Consider the following 18,042-nt stretch of genomic DNA (forward strand, 5'->3'; position numbering starts at 1 on the left):
CACTCCAGACGGGGGTGCTTTTTTATTAATTGTTGAAAATAGCACGGTCGCATTTTACTTTGTGATTTTGCAATAATATTGCGTAGACAATGTTTTACTTTTGACAGCGCAAAAGTAACAAAACGCCTTTGTTTTCCTGATGCAGCATCCTTGCTGCACAGGAAAACAGCGACATCCATGTCGCTTCATCATGTGATCTGATTTGGGTAGAAAAATAATAAATGGATTAATGGAATTCGCAGAGTACAGAGTGTTGCTTTCATGTGTAGTCTGCTTTCTATACAATGACCTTAAAATAAATTGTCCAAGACCGACGCTTAAAATTGGTCATCGCCCAGGAAGAGAATAATGAGTAAAGATAATATCCGCGAGCATTCAGCCCCCGTTTATGAAGGCATTGAAAATGCACCGGCGCGTTCCATGATGCGTGCTACCGGTTTTAAAGATGTTGATTTTGAACGGCCATTTATTGGCATTGCCTCGACCTGGGCCAATGTCACGCCTTGTAATATGCATATTGATGGTCTGGCCAGAACTGTAGAGCAGGGCGTGAGTGCTGCGGGCGGCAAAGGTATTATCTTCAATACCATTACCATTTCTGACGGAATTTCCAACGGTACGGAAGGCATGAAATATTCCCTGCTGTCACGGGAAGTGATCGCAGACTCGATTGAAACGGTCGTGGGTTGTCAGGCTTATGATGGGGTCATCGCGATTGGTGGTTGTGATAAAAACATGCCGGGCTGCATCATGGGGTTGGCACGCTTAAACCGTCCGGGGCTGTTTATTTATGGCGGCACTATTAAACCGGGCGAAGGACATACCGACATGATTTCGGTATTTGAAGCAGTCGGTCAGTATGCCAAAGGTGAAATCAACGCGATTCAGGTCAAGCATATTGAAGAAGTGTCTTTGCCAGGTCCGGGTTCTTGTGGCGGTATGTATACCGCTAACTCGATGGCCTCTGCGATTGAAGCACTCGGCATGAGCTTGCCGGGTTCCTCGGCACAGGAAGCGATTTCGGATGACAAACGAATCGACTGTGCCCGTGCCGGTGAAGCGGTGATGAATCTGTTACGACTGGATATCAAGCCGCGCGACATCATGACCAAGGCTGCTTTCGAAAATTCGATCAAGGTCTTGATTGCGCTGGGTGGTTCAACCAATGGCGTGTTACATCTGCTAGCCATGGCGCATACCGCAGGGGTTGAATTGAGTCTGGATGATTTCGTGCGGATTGGCAAAGATATTCCGGTGGTGGCAGATGTGCGTCCATCGGGCAAGTATTTAATGTCAGAACTGATTGCGATTGGCGGAATCCAGCCACTGATGAAACGCATGCTGGATGCCGGCATGCTGGATGGGTCCTGTTTAACGGTCACAGGTAAGACGCTGGCAGAAAACCTGGCCGATGTGCAGGACTATCCGGAAGGTCAGCAGATTATTCTGCCTTTTGATGCGCCCGTGAAAAAAGATTCCCATCTGGTGATTTTGAAAGGCAATCTGTCGCCGAAGGGCGCTGTGGCCAAGATTACCGGTAAGGAAGGTCTGCATTTTGCTGGCCCGGCACGGGTCTTTGAAGGCGAGCAGGGTGCCATGCGCGGGATTCTGGATGGCGAAGTCCAGCCGGGTGAAGTGGTGGTGATTCGTGGCGTCGGCCCTAAAGGTGGTCCGGGCATGCCGGAAATGCTGAAACCGACTTCTGCGATTATTGGTAAAGGTCTGGGCGCTTCGGTGGCTTTAATTACTGACGGACGCTTCTCTGGCGGCAGTCATGGTTTCGTGATTGGTCATGTGACGCCAGAAGCTTATGAGGGCGGCCCGATTGGTCTGGTGCAAAATGGTGATCAGATTTCGATTAATGCCGAAACTCGGGAAATGACCTGGCATGTCGCGGAAGAAGAAATTGCTGCACGTCAAGCGGCCTGGACCAAACCTCAGCCAAACTATACCCACGGTGCGCTGGCTAAATTCGCCAAACTGACTTCAGGTGCAGAAACCGGGGCGGTCACTGACCTGAATCTTGACCTCTAATCCATTGTTAAACATTGAACATTTGCTTATGACTTGATATAAGTTTTTACAGCATGCAGGGCTTTGGCTTCTGCGATCTTAAAAATAGATTATTCTGCGCAGCTTCTCATATGTTGAGCTGCGCACCGTCATTGTTGTCGAGGCCGATCTCATGTCCCTGTTACGCCGTTGGTTTGATCCAATCCGATCGAGTTGGTTTTACCAAAAACCGACCCGTCAAACGGTGTTATCTATTCAAGATGGGCTGAGTATCCATTTAAGACTGGATGATGTGTACAGTTATCTGGCGGTACAGCAGTTGCCCCAGCTCGAAGAAATTTTAAGTCCAGAACTCAAGCCGCTAAAAGTCATCATTTCCAGTGAGCATGCCGAAGCGCCGAACCAGATGTCTTTTGATGAATGGCAGCACTACACGATTAATGATGCAAAAATCTTGTCAAAACAGCATCGTTTCAGTTTTCATGATACGCCGGAATTACCGAGCGCTGAGGCCTTAAAACAGGCCGAACTGATTTTGCGACATACGCCGCTGCGTGGACAGGATTTCCTGTATTTGCTGGAAGATGTCTTCCATATGCTTTGGCAAAAACAGACCGGAAAATTACGAACTCTTTATGCCATGGCCAGTCGCCACCATCAGCCACAGGATTTTCCCGAACGTATTTTTGACCAGACCCCGATTCTGGCCAGCTATTTCAATTTAGGCGGTCGCCAGTATCAGGCGGTCGATGACCTGTTGCGTTTGACCCGGCGTCTGGAGCAGCAAAAACTGCTGACCGGTAATCCGATTTTTATGATCGATCACATTGAATGGCGTGAACATCTGATCAGTGATGCCGAGGAGCTGAACGAGATCCAGTCGATGGATCCGGAACTGGACTTGTATATCGCGCTGGAAGATCCGATCTCCTGGCTATTACTGGCCTATATCAAGGAAGAACTGGCGGATTATTATAATATCCAGCTGAATGTCTATCCCTTGTCCTATCGTGGACGAGATGACTTTGACTGGAGTCTGGCCACGCGTTTATCCAAACGGACGGAAGTTGAATTCACTCCGTTCTGCCGACCGACCGAGCAGGCGATTGCGCCAATGGCACAATTATTTTATAGCTGTCCCGAGGAGCAGCGGATCGAGGCGATGTACCAGATCTTGCAGGCCGTCTGGACCCGTGGTGAAGACCTGTCTTATGCACCCCATTTCAAACGTTTGCAGCAACAGTTAAATATTGTCGATCTGACCCAGGACGATATTCTGGTCAAGCTGCAGGACAATGATATGCTCTGTGAAATGAAGTCGCAGCCGAATTTCCCGGTACTGGAACTGCGCATAGATGATCAAAGTTATACATTTAATAGCTTATATCGGGTCTGGATGATTGAAAGTATTTTCAGTAATGTGTTAGAAGAAAAGTATAAGAGTAATAATCAAACTGAAAGTGAACTGAAAAAACATGGAAAAGATCAAAGCTGAATCACTAGAACATGCACGTCAACAGATCGATGCCATTGATACAGCTTTAGTTGAGCTGATCGCTGCGCGTCAATTTTATGTTGATCAAACCACCCGTTTCAAAAAAACCGAAACCGATTTACAGTCACCGGAACGTATGGAGCAGATTGTAGAAAATGTCAGAGCTCTGGCGCAAAAACAAGGTGTCGATCAGGAGTTTATTGAACATCTATACCGTGAAATGTTCCAATACTTTATTCAACGTGAACTGAAAGAGTTTCGTCCTTAAACAGACACGTGCTTTAATAGAAGCCTTGCGGGGCTTCTTTTCATTTCTTTAATCGCAAAGTTGAAAAATATAAAGATAAAAAAAGCAGCCATTCGGCTGCTCAATACTTTTATTTCGAGTTTTATTTTTTATCGGCCAGGCTAAAGAACCAGTTCAGGATCAGTGCAGCAAACGTTGCCGTACCAATACCACCCAGATTGAAGCTGCCAAAAGTCAGGGCAAAATCACCCGTACCTAAAATAATGGTCACCGCAGCCACCATCAGGTTCTTGTTCTGCGAGAAATCGACCTTGTTCTCAATCCAGATTTTGGCACCAGCAATGGTAATCAAACCAAAGACTACAATCGAAGCACCGGTCAGAATCGCTGTCGGAATCGTGTGAATAATCGCACCAAACTTCGGCGATAAACCCAGAAACACAGCAAAGACACCCGCGACTGCAAAGATGATGGTGGAATACACGCGGGTGACTGCCATCACGCCAATGTTTTCCCCATACGTAGTCATGCCCGGCGCACCGACACCCCCTGCCAGAGTGGTTGCAACACCATCGGCCACAAAGGCTTTACCAATATGCGGATCCAGATTTTCTCCGGTCATCGCACCTACAGCCTTGATATGTCCCAGATTTTCAGCCACCAAAATCAACGCAATCGGTGCAATGATCAGCATGGCATTGACTTCAAAAGTCGGCGCATGGAAAGTCGGTAAACCGAACCAGGCTGCTTGCTGAATGGGAAGGAAGTTGATCGCAGTGCCATAACCCATGACATTACTGAGTACAAAGTAGATCAGATAAGCCAATAACAGGCCAACCAATAACAGCAGGCGCTGTAATAAGCCACGGGTGAATACGGCAATTGAACCCATGCACAGCACAGTGACCAGGGACATCCACATATTGAAGGTATTGCCCATCACGCTTTTCACTGTGACTGGAGCAAGGTTCAGGCCAATGATCATCACCACGGCACCGGTCACTACCGGTGGCATCAGCTTTTCAATCCAGCGGGTGCCCGTCGCCATGACCAGAAAGCCCATGAGTGCATAGAAGATGCCACATGCGATAATCCCGCCTGCTGCAACGCCAATATTTGGATTCAGTCCGCCACCACCCGCATAACCTGTTGCTGCGATGACCACACCAATAAAGGCAAAGCTTGAACCTAGATAACTTGGAACCCGGCCACCGGTGATTAAAAAGAACAGAATGGTACAGATCCCTGACATTAAAATCGCCAGGTTAGGATCAAAGCCCATTAAAAAAGGTGCTAGTACAGTTGCGCCAAACATGGCAAAAGCATGTTGTACACCCAAAATGACCGTTTGTGCGGGTGGCAAATACTCTGCGGTACCTACTGGTCGTGCATCGATACTGCCCTCATAAGGGCGCCATTTGGGAAACCAACTGGACATAAAATGAGCACTCAAAAGATAAATTGTGTACATCATACTCTTGTTCTTTAGAAGATTTAATCACTTAAACAAAATTTTTGTTCAAATTAATTCTATGACTTTATTTAAGATTTTACCGGGTGGTAAAAGAATACTGGGTTAAAATTAAAGTGAAATCAGTAGATTAATTTCTTATTATAAATAGGGGTATCTATAAATAAATCTGATTTACTATATAAAATAAAATATTTCCTGGCTATTGACTGATCAATAAAAAAGCACATCACCAGGATGTGCTTTCAAATGGGCATTTTTGCTCAGCCAGTATTACGCAGACCGGCTGCAATACCGGCAATACTAACCATCAGCGCATGATCCACCGGGGTGTTTTCGGCCTGTTGCTGTTCAAGATATAAACGGCGACGTTTCATCAGCTCAGCTTGCAGCAAGTGCAATGGTAATAGATACGGTTTACGTACCTTCATGGACTGATCCAGTACGCCGTTGCTGCTCAGGAGTTTCGATTCGCCTTTTAAGCTCAACAGGGTTTGTACAGCATCCTGCAAACGCTGACGCAGTTCTGTTCCCAGAACTTTAAGATCTTCATCCTGAGTCAAATGCGATTCATAATATAGCGCCACATTGGCATCGGCTTTGGACAGTACCATTTCCAGCATATCAATCAGGGTCTGAAAATACGGCCACTCTGCCAGCATCTCATCCAGTACCGTGCGTTGTCCCTGATCCACAACTTCATTCAGGGCGGCACCGGTACCGAGCCAGGCAGGCAACATCAGGCGAATTTGGGTCCAGGCAAATACCCAGGGAATGGCCCGCAAGGATTCAATGCCGCCGCTGACTTTACGTTTGGCGGGGCGTGAACCCAGAGGCAGCATCTGCAGTTCAAGTTCAGGGGTAACGGTACGCAGGTATTTTACAAAATGCGGATTTTCCCGTACGGTCTGGCGATAGACCTGCACCGATAGCTCGGTCATTTGATGCATCAGGTCGCGCCATTCCTGTTTTGGCTCAGGTGGCGGGAGCAGGGTCGCTTCCAGGGTTGCAGCAGTATAAATTTCCAGATTTTGCAGCGCGATTTCTTCCAACCCGAATTTAAAGCGGATCATTTCGCCCTGTTCAGTCACCCGGATTGCACCGGAAATAGAACCCGGTGGCTGAGAGAACAAGGCTTGCTGGGTTGGCGCACCCCCCCGGCTGATTGAACCACCACGACCATGAAACAGGGTCAATTGCACGCCATGTTGCTGGGCAACCGCTGTCAGTTCTTCCTGGGCACGATACTGTGCCCAATTGGCCGACATAAAACCGGCATCCTTGGCAGAATCTGAATAGCCAATCATGACTTCATGTTTGCCCTGAATATGCTGTTTGTACCAGTGCATATTGAACAGGGTCGACATGGTTGCGGCTGCGCCATCCAGATCTTTTAAGGTTTCAAACAGGGGAACCACCCGTAACGCCTGCTCGATGCCGGCTTCTTTTTGTAAAAGCAGGACGGCCAAGACATCACTTGGATATTCTGCCATGGAAATAATATAGGCACCCAGAGACTCGCTCGGCTGTTCGGCCAGTGTGCGCATGGTGGCAAAGACTTCCTGTACATCCGGATGTTCAATCAGGCTGCCGGCCGGTTCATTCAGATGTTTCGGCAGTAACGGACGCTTGCTTTGCAATTCCTGCAGTAAAAAGTTTTGACGGGCCTGTTCGGTCCAGGTTTCAAAATTCCCCAGTCCCAAATATTCAGTAATGGCTGAAATCGCCTGACGGTGACGGCCGGATTCCTGGCGGATATCCAGTTTTAGCAGTTCGATCCCAAAGCTGTTGACCCGGTAAATAAAGTCCAGCAGGCTGCCATTGGCAATTTCGGCCAGATTGCAGTCCATCAGTGAGCGGTAGCAGGTCAGGAGTGGCTGTAAAAGTTCGTCTTTACTTTTAATCACCAGACTGTCATCGGCATCATTGCCTTTTAATTTTTCTGCCAGCCAGTGCCGCGTCGCTTTCAGGCGGGTACGGGTGTCACGTAAATATTCACGATAGGGTTCAGGATGGGGCTGGCCCAAAGCTTCGGAAATTTCCGGACTGCATTGCTGAATGGACAGTTCCCAGCGCAGGTTTTCAATATCACGTACATAGAGATCGGCTGCTTTCCATCGCGACAGCCACAGTACTTCCTGAGTGACGGTGTGGGTGACATTCGGGTTGCCATCACGGTCACCACCCATCCAGGAGGCAAAACGTACTGGTGCGACATCTAAGGGCAGGTTCTGGCCACATTGCGCTTGCACCATGCCATTTAGTTCGCGGATAAATTTCGGGACCGCATTCCACAGGGTCTGTTCAATGGTGGTAAAACCCCATTTGGCTTCATCGATCGGAGTCGGGCGATGCTGACGGATTTCATCGGTTTGCCAAGCGGAGCTAATCAGCTGTTTCAGATCGGCCAGAACGGCCTGACGTTCACGTGGCGTCAGTTTCTGCTGGTCGAATTTGGACAGGGCATTATTGATGCCATCATATTTTTGAATCAGGGTACGGCGGCTGACTTCTGTGGGATGCGCAGTCAGGACTAGTTCAATTTTCAGTTCACAGATTTGCTGATACAGCGTATCTGCAGAAATTTCCTGCTGTTTAAATTTTTCAAATAAAGGCACCAGAGGATTGGGCGATTCTGCAGTGTCATCAAACTCGCTCTGACGGCGACGACGTACCACATGATATTGTTCGGCAATATTGGCAAAGTTTAAAAAGTGGGTAAAGGCACGGGTCAGCGGCAGGATTTCGGCATCTTCCAGGCTCAAAAACAGTTGTTCCAGTTGTTTTTCTGCTTCGACCTGTCCATCGCGAGCGCCTTTGGACAGGGCACGGATCTGCTCGATCTGATTAAACAAATCCTGCCCGGCATGTAATTTTAAGGTTTCCCCAAGCAAATTACCCAGTAAGCGTACGTCTTCGCGTAGTGGTGCATCAATCTGTTGAATCATTTTTTATTCCCTCACATGCATGCTTTGACTATACCGCGACTGCATGACAATCCAAGTCCCCTAGAGACAAAAGTTGCAGAGCATTGGCTGCTTTTTTAGCAACTTTTAGGCCACATACGGTTATCGGCGATCAGTCCGAAGGAAAGGAGTTAATCCGGCAGGGCATATTTCAGCATAAACAGTTCAATGGCCTCGTTAATGATCTGTTGCTGTTCTGCGCTTGAAGGGGGAAGGCTGAGACCCAGCAGGATTTTCTGATGACGGGTTCCGGTCAGCAGGGATACGATCAGCTCGGTCTGTTTTTCTGGAAGATCAACCTGAATAAAGCGGTACTGCTGGGCCAGGGTAAAAAAATCATTCCAGACTGCATCCAGTTTGCTATGTGAGGCCTGATAAAACTGTTCTGCCAGAGGACTTTGCTGCGAGGCCAGTTCCATCAGTAGTAGGTCCAGCTTGATCGCTTCTGGTAAATGAATAATATTTAAAGCGCGCTGACAGGCCTGATAAAACTCCTGTGCAAAGTCACTGCCCGGCTGCAAGAGCTGAGGATGTTCATGCAGAATGGCTTCACAGGTATCTTCGATCGCACACGTAAACAGAGTCGCCTTGTCCTGAAAATGGTTATACACCGTCAGCTTGGTGAAGCCGGCCTCACGCGCAATCTGGTTCATGCTAGAAGTATGATAGCCATGTTCTAAAAATAAGGCTTTGGCCACACTGAGAATCCGTTGGCGCTTTTTCAGATCTTTGGGTCGTCCTACAGGTATTTGCACAATTTCTTCTCAAAACAGTTAACACGGTCATTGCTTTGATGACTCAGTTGTAATTAGTGTACCGGTTGGCATATTGGCTAAAAGATAAGCAATTCAATATATCAGCATAGTTTGCCCTAAAAAAGATGATCAGATAAGAGCGAATAAGATGAGCAGGATTTACAGCGTATTGGCTGGCATGATGATGCTTTGCAGTGTGACCTTAAGCGGGTGCAACAAAGATACTGCCGCAGCAGAACAGGAAGTTCCCTTCGTCATGGTGAGTAGACCGGCCGCTTCACAGCATGAACTGAAAAGCTATGCCGGAGATGTGCAGGCGCGTCAGCAAACCGAGCTGGCCTTTCGGGTGGCGGGACAGGTAACCCAGCGTTTCGTCGATGTCGGGGATCAGGTCAAAGTCGGGCAGGTACTAGCGACACTGGATGTCAAAGATGCCCAGCTGCAGCTGAATGCAGCACGTGCCCAGCTGGAAAGCGCGCAGTCTGCCACTAAGATTGCTCAGGATGAATTACAACGTTTCAAGCAGTTATTGCCATCCAATGCCGTGAGCCGCTCACAATATGATGCGATCGAAAATCAGTACAAGACCGCCATGTCAAATCTGAAGCAGGCACAATCCAACTATGATACCGCTAAAAACCAGACTGCTTATAACCAGCTGATTGCCACCAGAAACGGCGTGATCACGGCACGCAATATTGAAACAGGACAGGTGGTCGCTGCCGGGCAGGCGGCGTATGAACTGGCGATTGCCGGCGAACGTGAAGTGGTGATTGGCGTACCGGAACAGGCGATTGCTGAAATCAGGGTGGGGCAAGCGGCCCTAGTCACCTTATGGTCCAAACCTGAAGAAAAATTTGCCGCCATTGTCCGCGAGATTTCACCGGCAGCGGACCAGTCGCGTACCTTTCGGGTTAAAGTTTCCTTACGTGAAGGCAATGGCCAGATCCAGCTGGGACAAAGTGCCCGGGTATTTTTTCAGCACAGCCGCGATAATATGCTCAGTGTGCCGCTATCCAGTGTCTCGGCAACGGATCAGCAGGCTTATGTCATGGTGGTCCAGCCGGATCATACCTTACGTAAAGTCCCGGTCCAGCTCGGTGCCTATGGCCGGGACAGTGTTCCTGTATTCAGTGGCCTCAAGCCGGAAGACTATGTGGTGATTGGCGGCGTACATCTGCTGCGTAACCAGCAAAAAATCAATCCGATTGATCGTGAAAACCGTCGTGTGACCATTCAGGCAGGGAGTTAAGCATGAACTTTAACCTGTCGGAATGGGCTTTAAAAAATAAAGGTCTGGTGCTGTATTTCATGATCCTGCTGGGTCTGATCGGCATCGTCTCTTATTCCAAACTGTCACAAAGTGAAGATCCGCCTTTTACCTTTAAAGTCATGGTGATCCAGACTTACTGGCCGGGTGCCAGTGCCAAAGAAGTATCCCTACAAGTCACTGACCGGATTGAAAAGGAACTGATGACCACGGGACAGTATGACCGCATCATGGCCTATTCGCGTCCGGGTGAATCCATGGTGACTTTTGTTGCCAAGGATTCCCTGGCTTCGAAAGATGTCGCTGATGTCTGGTATAACGTGCGCAAGAAGGTGGGCGATATCCGGCATGAATTGCCACAAGGGGTACAAGGGCCGTTCTTTAATGATGAATTTGGCGACACCTTTGGCAATATTTATGTGCTCAAGGGTAAAGATTTTGACTATGCGACCCTCAAGGAATACGCCGACCGCTTACAGCTGCAACTGCAACGGGTCAAAGATGTTGCCAAAGTTGAGCTGATTGGCCTGCAAGACCAGAAAATCTGGATTGAGATTTCCAATACCAAGGCCATCCAGCTGGGCGTTCCAGTCATGGCGATTCAGCAAGCCCTGCAGCAGCAAAATGCCACCACCCAGTCCGGTTTTTTTGAAACCGGTTCAGACCGGATTCAGGTGCGGGTCAGTGGTGCATTAAACAGTGTTGAAGAATTAAGACAGATGCCGCTGCTGGTCAATGGCAAAACTATTCAGTTGGGAGATGTAGCAGAAGTCTATCGTGGCTTTAGTGATCCGGCACAGCCCCGGATGCGCTTTATGGGTGAAAACGGTATTGGCATTGCTGTATCGATGCGCAAGGGTGGGGACATCATTGCCTTGGGTAAAAATCTGGAACAGGAATTCGCCCGCCTGCAAAAAGCCCTGCCACTTGGCATGGAGCTGCAAAAAGTCTCCGATCAGCCGGTGGCAGTCAAACGCAGTATTAACGAATTTATGAAAGTGCTGGCAGAAGCGGTGATTATCGTATTGCTGGTCAGTTTTTTCTCGCTCGGTTTCCGGACTGGTCTGGTGGTGGCATTTTCCATTCCGCTAGTGCTGGCCATGACCTTTGCCGGTATGCAGCTGTTTGACGTCGGACTGCATAAAATTTCTTTGGGGGCGCTGATTCTGGCCCTCGGTCTGCTAGTCGATGATGCCATTATCGCCATTGAAATGATGGCGATTAAAATGGAGCAGGGTTATAGCCGTTTACAGGCGGCCGGGCATGCCTGGCGCACCACGGCTTTTCCCATGCTGACCGGTACGCTGATTACCGCTGCCGGTTTCCTGCCGATTGCCACTGCAGCCTCGAGTACCGGGGAATATACCCGTTCGATTTTCCAGGTAGTGACCATTGCATTGCTGGTGTCCTGGATGGCCGCGGTACTGTTTGTGCCATATTTAGGCGATAAACTTCTACCGGATTTCAACAAAGATTTAATTCAGAAAGCGCCGTGGTATCAGCGTCTCTGGGCACGTCTACGCAAACAGCCAGAACCTCAGCCGATTGTGCATCATGCCGGAGAACATTATGACCCTTATCAAACCCGGTTTTATCAGGGCTTTCGCCGTTGGGTCGATGCCTGTGTGACCTATCGTAAAACTGTCATTGTTGCCACGGTCGGAATTTTTATTCTGTCTATTTTAATGTTTAAGCTGGTGCCGCAGCAGTTTTTCCCACCCTCGAACCGGGCTGAAATTCTGGTGGATCTAAAACTTGAAGAAGGTGCTTCCCTCAAAGCCACTGAAGCTGCAGTAAAAAAAGTCGAAGCCTTTTTATCGAAACAAGAGGGCATTGATAACTATGTGACTTATGTCGGGATGGGATCGCCGCGTTTCTATTTACCGCTCGATCAGCAGTTGCCGCAAACCAGTTTTGCCCAGTTTGTAGTGCTGGCATCCTCTTTAGAGGATCGAAATGAAATCCGTAAATCCTTAAGTGATCAGATTCGAAAGTTATTGCCAGAAGTGCGTACCCGGGTGTCTTTGCTGGAAAATGGCCCACCGGTGGGTTATCCACTGCAGTTCCGGGTGTCGGGTGAAGACCTAGGATTAGTCCGTGAATGGGCGCAGAAAGTTGCAGCCACCGTGGGAGAAAATCCGAATACCACCAATGTGCATCTGGACTGGGGAGAGCCGAGCAAAGTCATCAAATTGCAGATTGATCAGGATCGTGCCCGTCAGCTTGGGGTGAGCAGCAGTGAACTGGCCAATGTGCTGAACAGCTCGATTTTGGGGGCTGGTATTGATCAATATCGGGAAAAACGTGAACTGATCGAGATCCGTTTACGTGGTGCTCAGGCTGAACGGGTGGAGGTAGCATCTTTAGCCAGTCTGGCTGTTCCGACCGCAACCGGTACATCGGTACCTTTGGCGCAGCTGGCCAAGATTGAATACAGCTTTGAAGAAGGCCTGATCTGGCATCGGAATCGTTTACCGACCATTACTGTGCGTGCCGATATTCGTAGCAAGTTGCAGCCCGCTACTGTGGTCAATGAACTCAAAGAGCCACTGGAAAAAATCCGGGCAGAGCTGCCGAATGGCTATCTGCTGCAAGTGGGCGGTACGGTTGAAGAATCTGCTCGCGGACAGAACTCGGTCAATGCCGGCATGCCTTTATTCCTCGCAGTCGTCATGACCCTGCTGATGATTCAGCTCAAAAGCATCTCACGGGCCTTTATTGTGTTCCTGACTGCACCTTTGGGCATTATCGGAGTGGTGTTATTCCTGTTAATTTTCAATAAACCTTTCGGTTTTGTTGCGATGCTCGGAACGATTGCATTATCGGGAATGATAATGCGCAATTCGCTGATTCTGATTGATCAGATTGAGCAGGATATTCAGGCCGGAGAGTCGCAGTGGGATGCCATTATTAATGCCACAGTACGCCGTTGTCGTCCGATCGTATTGACCGCACTGGCTGCGGTGTTGGCCATGATTCCCTTATCCCGCAGTATTTTTTTCGGGCCAATGGCGGTGGCGATTATGGGCGGTTTGATTGTGGCTACATTATTGACCCTGTTTTTCCTGCCTGCCCTATATGCACAGTGGTTTAAAGTGAAAAAAAGTTTAAATTCTGTTTAAATTTGTCATAATTTCAGGTGCGAAATTTGGAAATTTTCAATATAGTAGCACCTGAGATTTTTATAATTTAAAAAAATAAGTAATTGCTGCATTGGTCGAGCTACCAATACGGTAACGAGGTTGAACCAAACATGACTCAAGATACATTAACCAAGATGCGACGTTCCGTAGCGATGGCTTATGTCTTCATGTTTTTGGCCTTATTTACCCTGTTTAGTGGACTATTGGCCTACTGGTTCGCACGTAAAGTCGCTCAAGTTGATTATGCCGAGGTCTGGTTACAGGCACAGGCGCTGTGGATCATGCGCAATATCGTGATTTATACCATTTTGGCGATCTTCGCTGCGCTGTGGTTTATTCCCCTGTTTTTCTTTGCCTGGGACAGCCAATTATGGGTCAAAGCCTGTGTGGTGACCGGGGTGATTTTCAGCTTTATTGCCTTTATTTTCCTGATCAATGCCTGGTTTAAAGGTATCTATAAATTCTCTCAAAATAAAGCTGTGTTCTAAAGCGTTTGACATCCTCCCCCAGCTAAAGCAAGAGGATTCCTCCTGCGAGACGCTTATGCCCAAGCGCAAGTATGTTCAGGGCGGAATTCAAATCCCGCTGCCAGACTGTACCGCAGTTCTGGCATGTCCATTCTCTTATTCCAAGATCAACCCTACCTTTCGGACTACTGCTTGATATTCGCTTACAGCACGAGCAGATCTGGGTGGTATAGGCTTCATTGACTTCTTCAAACAATACACTTGCGTTCTCGCATTTATACTTGAGCATTGTTTTGAGTTTTGAAAACCCTGTATCTAAAACCGATTTTGCCATTTTAGTTTTTACAAGCTTGTTAGCGCTTAAGCTACCTACAACAATCAGTGCATTATTTCGAACAAGCATAGTGCTTGCTTTGTGCAAACGGTCTTTACGACGGTTTGCAATCTTGGCATGTAATGCACGAACACGCTTCTTATTTCTTGCTCTTTGAGCAATACCCAATTTCTGCTCATATTTACGGTAGAACTTGGGATTTGAAATGACCGTACCATCAGAACAGGTAGCAATATCCTTTAAGCCTAGATCAATACCAATTGCTTTAGTCGCTTTAGGCTTCTCTTGCTTTGGTAAATCTACAACAAGGCATACATACCAATGCCCACGACTATCCTCAACAAACGCACCTGTTCTTACAGTGTATTTGCTTAGGCCATAGCTATCCCACATGCCAAACTTGTTTTTTCCATATTGAATTAAGCCATCGGAATATTTAACGGCAACCTTTTTAAAGGGTATCCAACCAAGAGAGCGCTTTGCTGATTTCTTGTTACTTACACGCCATTTTAGCTTTGCTTTTTTGAATTGCTTGCGTCTTGTTACTAATTCTTCTGTCACAGCCTGAATGGTTTGACTATGTAGGCTGCATTCTTTAGATGCACCTTTTGTGTATTTCGCTACATCGTAAGCCGATAGAAATTCACCTTTTCTTTTTAAATGTTTAAACCCTAAATCATTCACATAATTCCAGACAAAGTTTACCTCAGATGCTAATTGACCTAGCACCTTGCAATGTTTGTCTTTTATGCGTAATTTAAGTGTTTTCATGGGTTTATATTAGCTCATAATAAATTAAAGTTGTTGATTTAAAAAAACCCAACGACATTTCATGTCGTGTCGCTTATATCTCTGCTCTGAAGGACAGCGTTTTACGCTCCATTTGATAATTTTTTCATATTTCCCCTTGTAAAACTCGGTTTGACCCCAATTTCAGACCTCAGTTGAATATTAAACAAATTCCGTGAGGAGCATCGCCAGACATGGCTAAACGTGATTATTATGAGGTTTTGGGCGTCGCTAAAACCGCTAGTGATGATGAAATCAAAAAAGCCTACCGTAAGTTGGCGATGAAATATCATCCAGACCGTAACCCGGACAATGCTGAAGCTGAAGAGAAATTTAAAGAAGCAGCAGAAGCCTATGAAGTGCTCTCTGATGGTGAAAAGCGCAGCATGTACGACCGTATGGGCCATCAGGCCTTTGAAGGTGGTATGGGCGGCGGTGGCGGCTTCGGCGGTGGTTTCAGCGCAGAAGACATTTTCAGCCAGTTCGGTGATATTTTCGGTGGTGCTTTTGGTGGCGGCGGTGGTCGTGGCCAGCAACGCGCGCGCCGTGGTTCTGACTTACGTTATGTGATGGAACTGACCCTGGAAGAAGCGGTCAAAGGCGTCAAGAAAACTATTACTTTTACTGCACCGGCACCGTGTGATGCCTGTGATGGTAAAGGTTCAAAAAATCCAAACGATGTAGAAACTTGCCGTACCTGTCATGGTGCCGGTCAAGTGCGCATGCAGCAAGGTTTCTTCTCGGTACAGCAAACCTGTAGCACCTGTCGTGGTCAGGGCAAGATCATCAAGAACCCATGTAATAAATGTCATGGTTCGGGTGTGTCGGATCGTCAGCAAACTCTGGAAGTCACTATTCCTGCGGGTGTGGACAATGGCGACCGCGTACGCTTGACTGGTAAGGGTGAAGCGATCCGTGATGGTCAGTCAGGTGACTTGTACGTAGAAGTGGTGGTGCGTGAGCATGAAATCTTCCAGCGTGATGGCGCTGATCTGTATATGGATGTACCGGTATCGATTGCTGATGCAGCCTTGGGTAAGGAAGTTCAGATTCCTACGCTGGATGGCCGTGTTAGCCTGAAAATTCCTGAAGGTACGCAAACAGGTAAACTGTTCCGCTTACGTGGTAAGGGTGTTAAACCGGTACGTACCAGCATGCAAGGTGACTTGCTGTGCCGTATTGTGGTAGAAACTCCAGTCAACTTAAGTGCACGTCAACGTGAACTGTTAAAAGAACTGCAAGAAACCATGGATGGTGAAGATAGCAAATCATCACCAAAGAAAAAATCATTCTTTGATCGTTTGTTTGATTAATTGAGTGAAAGTAAAAAAGGACGCTGAGGCGTCCTTTTTTATTATGTAGATAAGATACTCTAGATTAGAAGATGCTATTTATTGTTTGATAAGTCTCGCTTAAACATAAAAACCGCCTAAAAAGCGGTTTCTATTTTTATATTTGACTATCTAAATAGAAAGTATGAGTCCAAATTTGGAGGGTGATAGATATTTTGTAAGTGAGAAAAAAGCATCATTCCCGAAATTAAAAAGGCCAATATTGTTATTACAGAGCTATATAATCGCATTCATTACTTATCAAATTTACCAGTACAGCAGATTACTCTTATTTTGTTATCATGACAATGAAAGCTTAATCTTATTGAAATAATTATAAATTTTACTTTTTAATAAATAAAATAAATATATATATAAGAAAACTTGATTAATTAAATTTTTCGTGTATAGTTAACTTAACTAGAAAAAAGTCTTGTTTCGGTAAATCTTCTTTAAGTATCGTAGTTTTAGTCATAATCCTTCGTTTTTTTTCAGATTTTAAGTCTCATTCTTTATTATTTCAAAGTTATAATCAGTCTATAAAATGACTAAAAAATTATTAAAAATTATTAGGATATATTATGTCAAACTCAAATGTTGTTAAAGGTACTGTAAAGTGGTTCAACGAAACTAAAGGTTTTGGTTTTATTCAACAAGAATCAGGTCCAGATGTTTTTGCTCATTTCAGTGAAATTGCGAGTTCAGGTTTTAAAACCTTGCTTGAAGGCCAGCTGGTTGAATTCAGTGTAGCTCAAGGTCAAAAAGGACCGAATGCTGTAAATATTGTTGCTATCTAAGCAAGAATAAACAGTAAAAAAAGCACTTAATAAGTGCTTTTTTTATCGTTCAAATTTAATTTTAAGTTATTTTCCAAATTGGAAAAATCTTTAGAAAAACAGGATTCAAGTTGTTAAAAATAAATGATTTAATTGCAAAATCTAAAAATGGTACTGAAATTATTGTTCCGTTAATTCCTCTCAATAAAATGCAAAATACACGTCAGGGTTTAAAAAGAATTGAAGTGGGTAAGAGAGTTCTTCTTTCATCTGGAGTTGAGGTAGATTTAAACTTAGATGGTCGTACATTCTATACTTCTATAAATCAATTATTTAAGCTAAATCATAAAGTTATTTAAAGATAAAATTCAGAAACATCAATTTTTAGTGGATATTTTGCCACTTTAACTATTATTAAAGGTATAGATATGCTTAAACAAAGTATTAGTGTAAAGGATCAGTTTGGGGCTCAACACGCTATTCAAGCAACAGTCGATCATCATTTTTCTAAAACACAATCTCATTCCAATATAAAACATATCACTGTAGATGGTGAAGATATTCGTCCCAGTTTTGAAATGTGCTTTCAAAGTACCTTAAGTGGAAAAATTTTCAAAATTGTATAGACCAGGCAAATTTTGCTTTAGGTATTATTATTTTTAATAAGTTCCCGAAGAGCTAGAGAATTAATTTGCTCAATCTAAGGACTGATTTTTGTATAAGGCAAAATTGAGTCCTTTTAGTCTCAATAAGACTTAAAATCCTATCTACTCATCAATTCAAAAGTAGATATTCATAATTAAAATTTAGTAAAAGTCTTGCATAAGAATCCCGTTAATCTAACTGAGATTTAAATCATCAAGATTTTGAGCTGACTTAATAATGGCGAGCCTGAACAGGAAAAACTGTATTGGCAAGTCGTCTGTTTAACTTCAAAAATCAGTAATCTCAGTAAATCATTTCAAAATCATAGCGATAAAATTAT

The 18,042-nt window shown here is 45.8% G+C and carries 14 protein-coding genes; 10 read left to right on the top strand and 4 right to left on the bottom strand.

All coding sequences use genetic code 11. The features are described from left to right. Positions 1–348 precede the first annotated feature (348 nt). The 3 genes from ilvD to NI462_RS08345 all read left to right on the top strand — a co-directional run bounded on the left by ilvD (position 349) and on the right by NI462_RS08345 (position 3,776). Positions 349–2,034, top strand: coding sequence for a dihydroxy-acid dehydratase (gene ilvD, locus NI462_RS08335; RefSeq protein ID WP_253160038.1), 1,686 nt, complete (start codon positions 349–351; stop codon positions 2,032–2,034). 151 nt (positions 2,035–2,185) lie between these two features. Next, positions 2,186–3,508: a hypothetical protein gene (locus NI462_RS08340; RefSeq protein ID WP_005245482.1), complete on the top strand. Its 1,323-nt coding sequence runs from the start codon at positions 2,186–2,188 to the stop codon at positions 3,506–3,508. After that, on the top strand, positions 3,489–3,776 hold the full coding sequence (locus NI462_RS08345; protein ID WP_005094791.1) for a chorismate mutase: 288 nt from the start codon (positions 3,489–3,491) through the stop codon (positions 3,774–3,776). Before NI462_RS08340 ends, NI462_RS08345 begins: the two co-directional genes overlap by 20 nt. Positions 3,777–3,897: 121 nt before the next feature. On the opposite strand, the gene NI462_RS08350 is transcribed toward NI462_RS08345, so the two are convergent. From NI462_RS08350 to NI462_RS08360, 3 genes are all read right to left on the bottom strand, one after another. Then, the gene (locus NI462_RS08350) at positions 3,898–5,193 is read right to left on the bottom strand and encodes a solute carrier family 23 protein (RefSeq protein ID WP_005108269.1); all 1,296 of its coding nucleotides are present in this window, start codon (positions 5,191–5,193) and stop codon (positions 3,898–3,900) included. A gap of 296 nt (positions 5,194–5,489) precedes the next feature. Continuing rightward, positions 5,490–8,174, bottom strand: coding sequence for a phosphoenolpyruvate carboxylase (gene ppc, locus NI462_RS08355; protein ID WP_253160040.1), 2,685 nt, complete (start codon positions 8,172–8,174; stop codon positions 5,490–5,492). Between the two features lie 149 nt (positions 8,175–8,323). Next, entirely contained in the window at positions 8,324–8,947 is a 624-nt protein-coding gene (locus NI462_RS08360) for a TetR/AcrR family transcriptional regulator (RefSeq protein ID WP_253160042.1), read from the bottom strand. 148 nt (positions 8,948–9,095) lie between these two features. On the opposite strand from NI462_RS08360, the gene NI462_RS08365 reads away from it, so the two are divergent. The 3 genes from NI462_RS08365 (at position 9,096) to NI462_RS08375 (ending at position 13,848) form a co-directional block, all read left to right on the top strand. Further along, the gene (locus tag NI462_RS08365) at positions 9,096–10,199 is read left to right on the top strand and encodes an efflux RND transporter periplasmic adaptor subunit (protein ID WP_253160044.1); all 1,104 of its coding nucleotides are present in this window, start codon (positions 9,096–9,098) and stop codon (positions 10,197–10,199) included. 2 nt (positions 10,200–10,201) lie between these two features. Then, on the top strand, positions 10,202–13,339 hold the full coding sequence (locus NI462_RS08370; RefSeq protein WP_253160046.1) for an efflux RND transporter permease subunit: 3,138 nt from the start codon (positions 10,202–10,204) through the stop codon (positions 13,337–13,339). Between the two features lie 131 nt (positions 13,340–13,470). Then, positions 13,471–13,848, top strand: coding sequence for a hypothetical protein (locus tag NI462_RS08375; RefSeq protein ID WP_174894037.1), 378 nt, complete (start codon positions 13,471–13,473; stop codon positions 13,846–13,848). A 22-nt stretch (positions 13,849–13,870) separates the two neighbouring features. Here NI462_RS08375 and NI462_RS08380 read toward each other — a convergent pair whose 3' ends face one another. After that, positions 13,871–14,932, bottom strand: coding sequence for an RNA-guided endonuclease InsQ/TnpB family protein (locus tag NI462_RS08380; RefSeq protein WP_253160048.1), 1,062 nt, complete (start codon positions 14,930–14,932; stop codon positions 13,871–13,873). A 212-nt stretch (positions 14,933–15,144) separates the two neighbouring features. Here NI462_RS08380 and dnaJ point away from each other — a divergent pair, with 212 nt between their 5' ends. From dnaJ to NI462_RS08400, 4 genes are all read left to right on the top strand, one after another. Continuing rightward, complete coding sequence (dnaJ, locus tag NI462_RS08385; protein WP_005104999.1) at positions 15,145–16,263, top strand: molecular chaperone DnaJ; 1,119 nt, start codon at positions 15,145–15,147, stop codon at positions 16,261–16,263. 599 nt (positions 16,264–16,862) lie between these two features. Beyond that, positions 16,863–17,078, top strand: coding sequence for a cold-shock protein (locus NI462_RS08390; RefSeq protein ID WP_005105001.1), 216 nt, complete (start codon positions 16,863–16,865; stop codon positions 17,076–17,078). A 110-nt stretch (positions 17,079–17,188) separates the two neighbouring features. After that, entirely contained in the window at positions 17,189–17,416 is a 228-nt protein-coding gene (locus tag NI462_RS08395; RefSeq protein ID WP_253160050.1) for a hypothetical protein, read from the top strand. 69 nt (positions 17,417–17,485) lie between these two features. Continuing rightward, positions 17,486–17,683: a hypothetical protein gene (locus NI462_RS08400; protein ID WP_004280859.1), complete on the top strand. Its 198-nt coding sequence runs from the start codon at positions 17,486–17,488 to the stop codon at positions 17,681–17,683. Positions 17,684–18,042 lie beyond the last annotated feature (359 nt).

It is taken from the genome of Acinetobacter lwoffii, assembly GCF_024129715.1.
GTDB classification, from domain to species: domain Bacteria; phylum Pseudomonadota; class Gammaproteobacteria; order Pseudomonadales; family Moraxellaceae; genus Acinetobacter; species Acinetobacter lwoffii_U.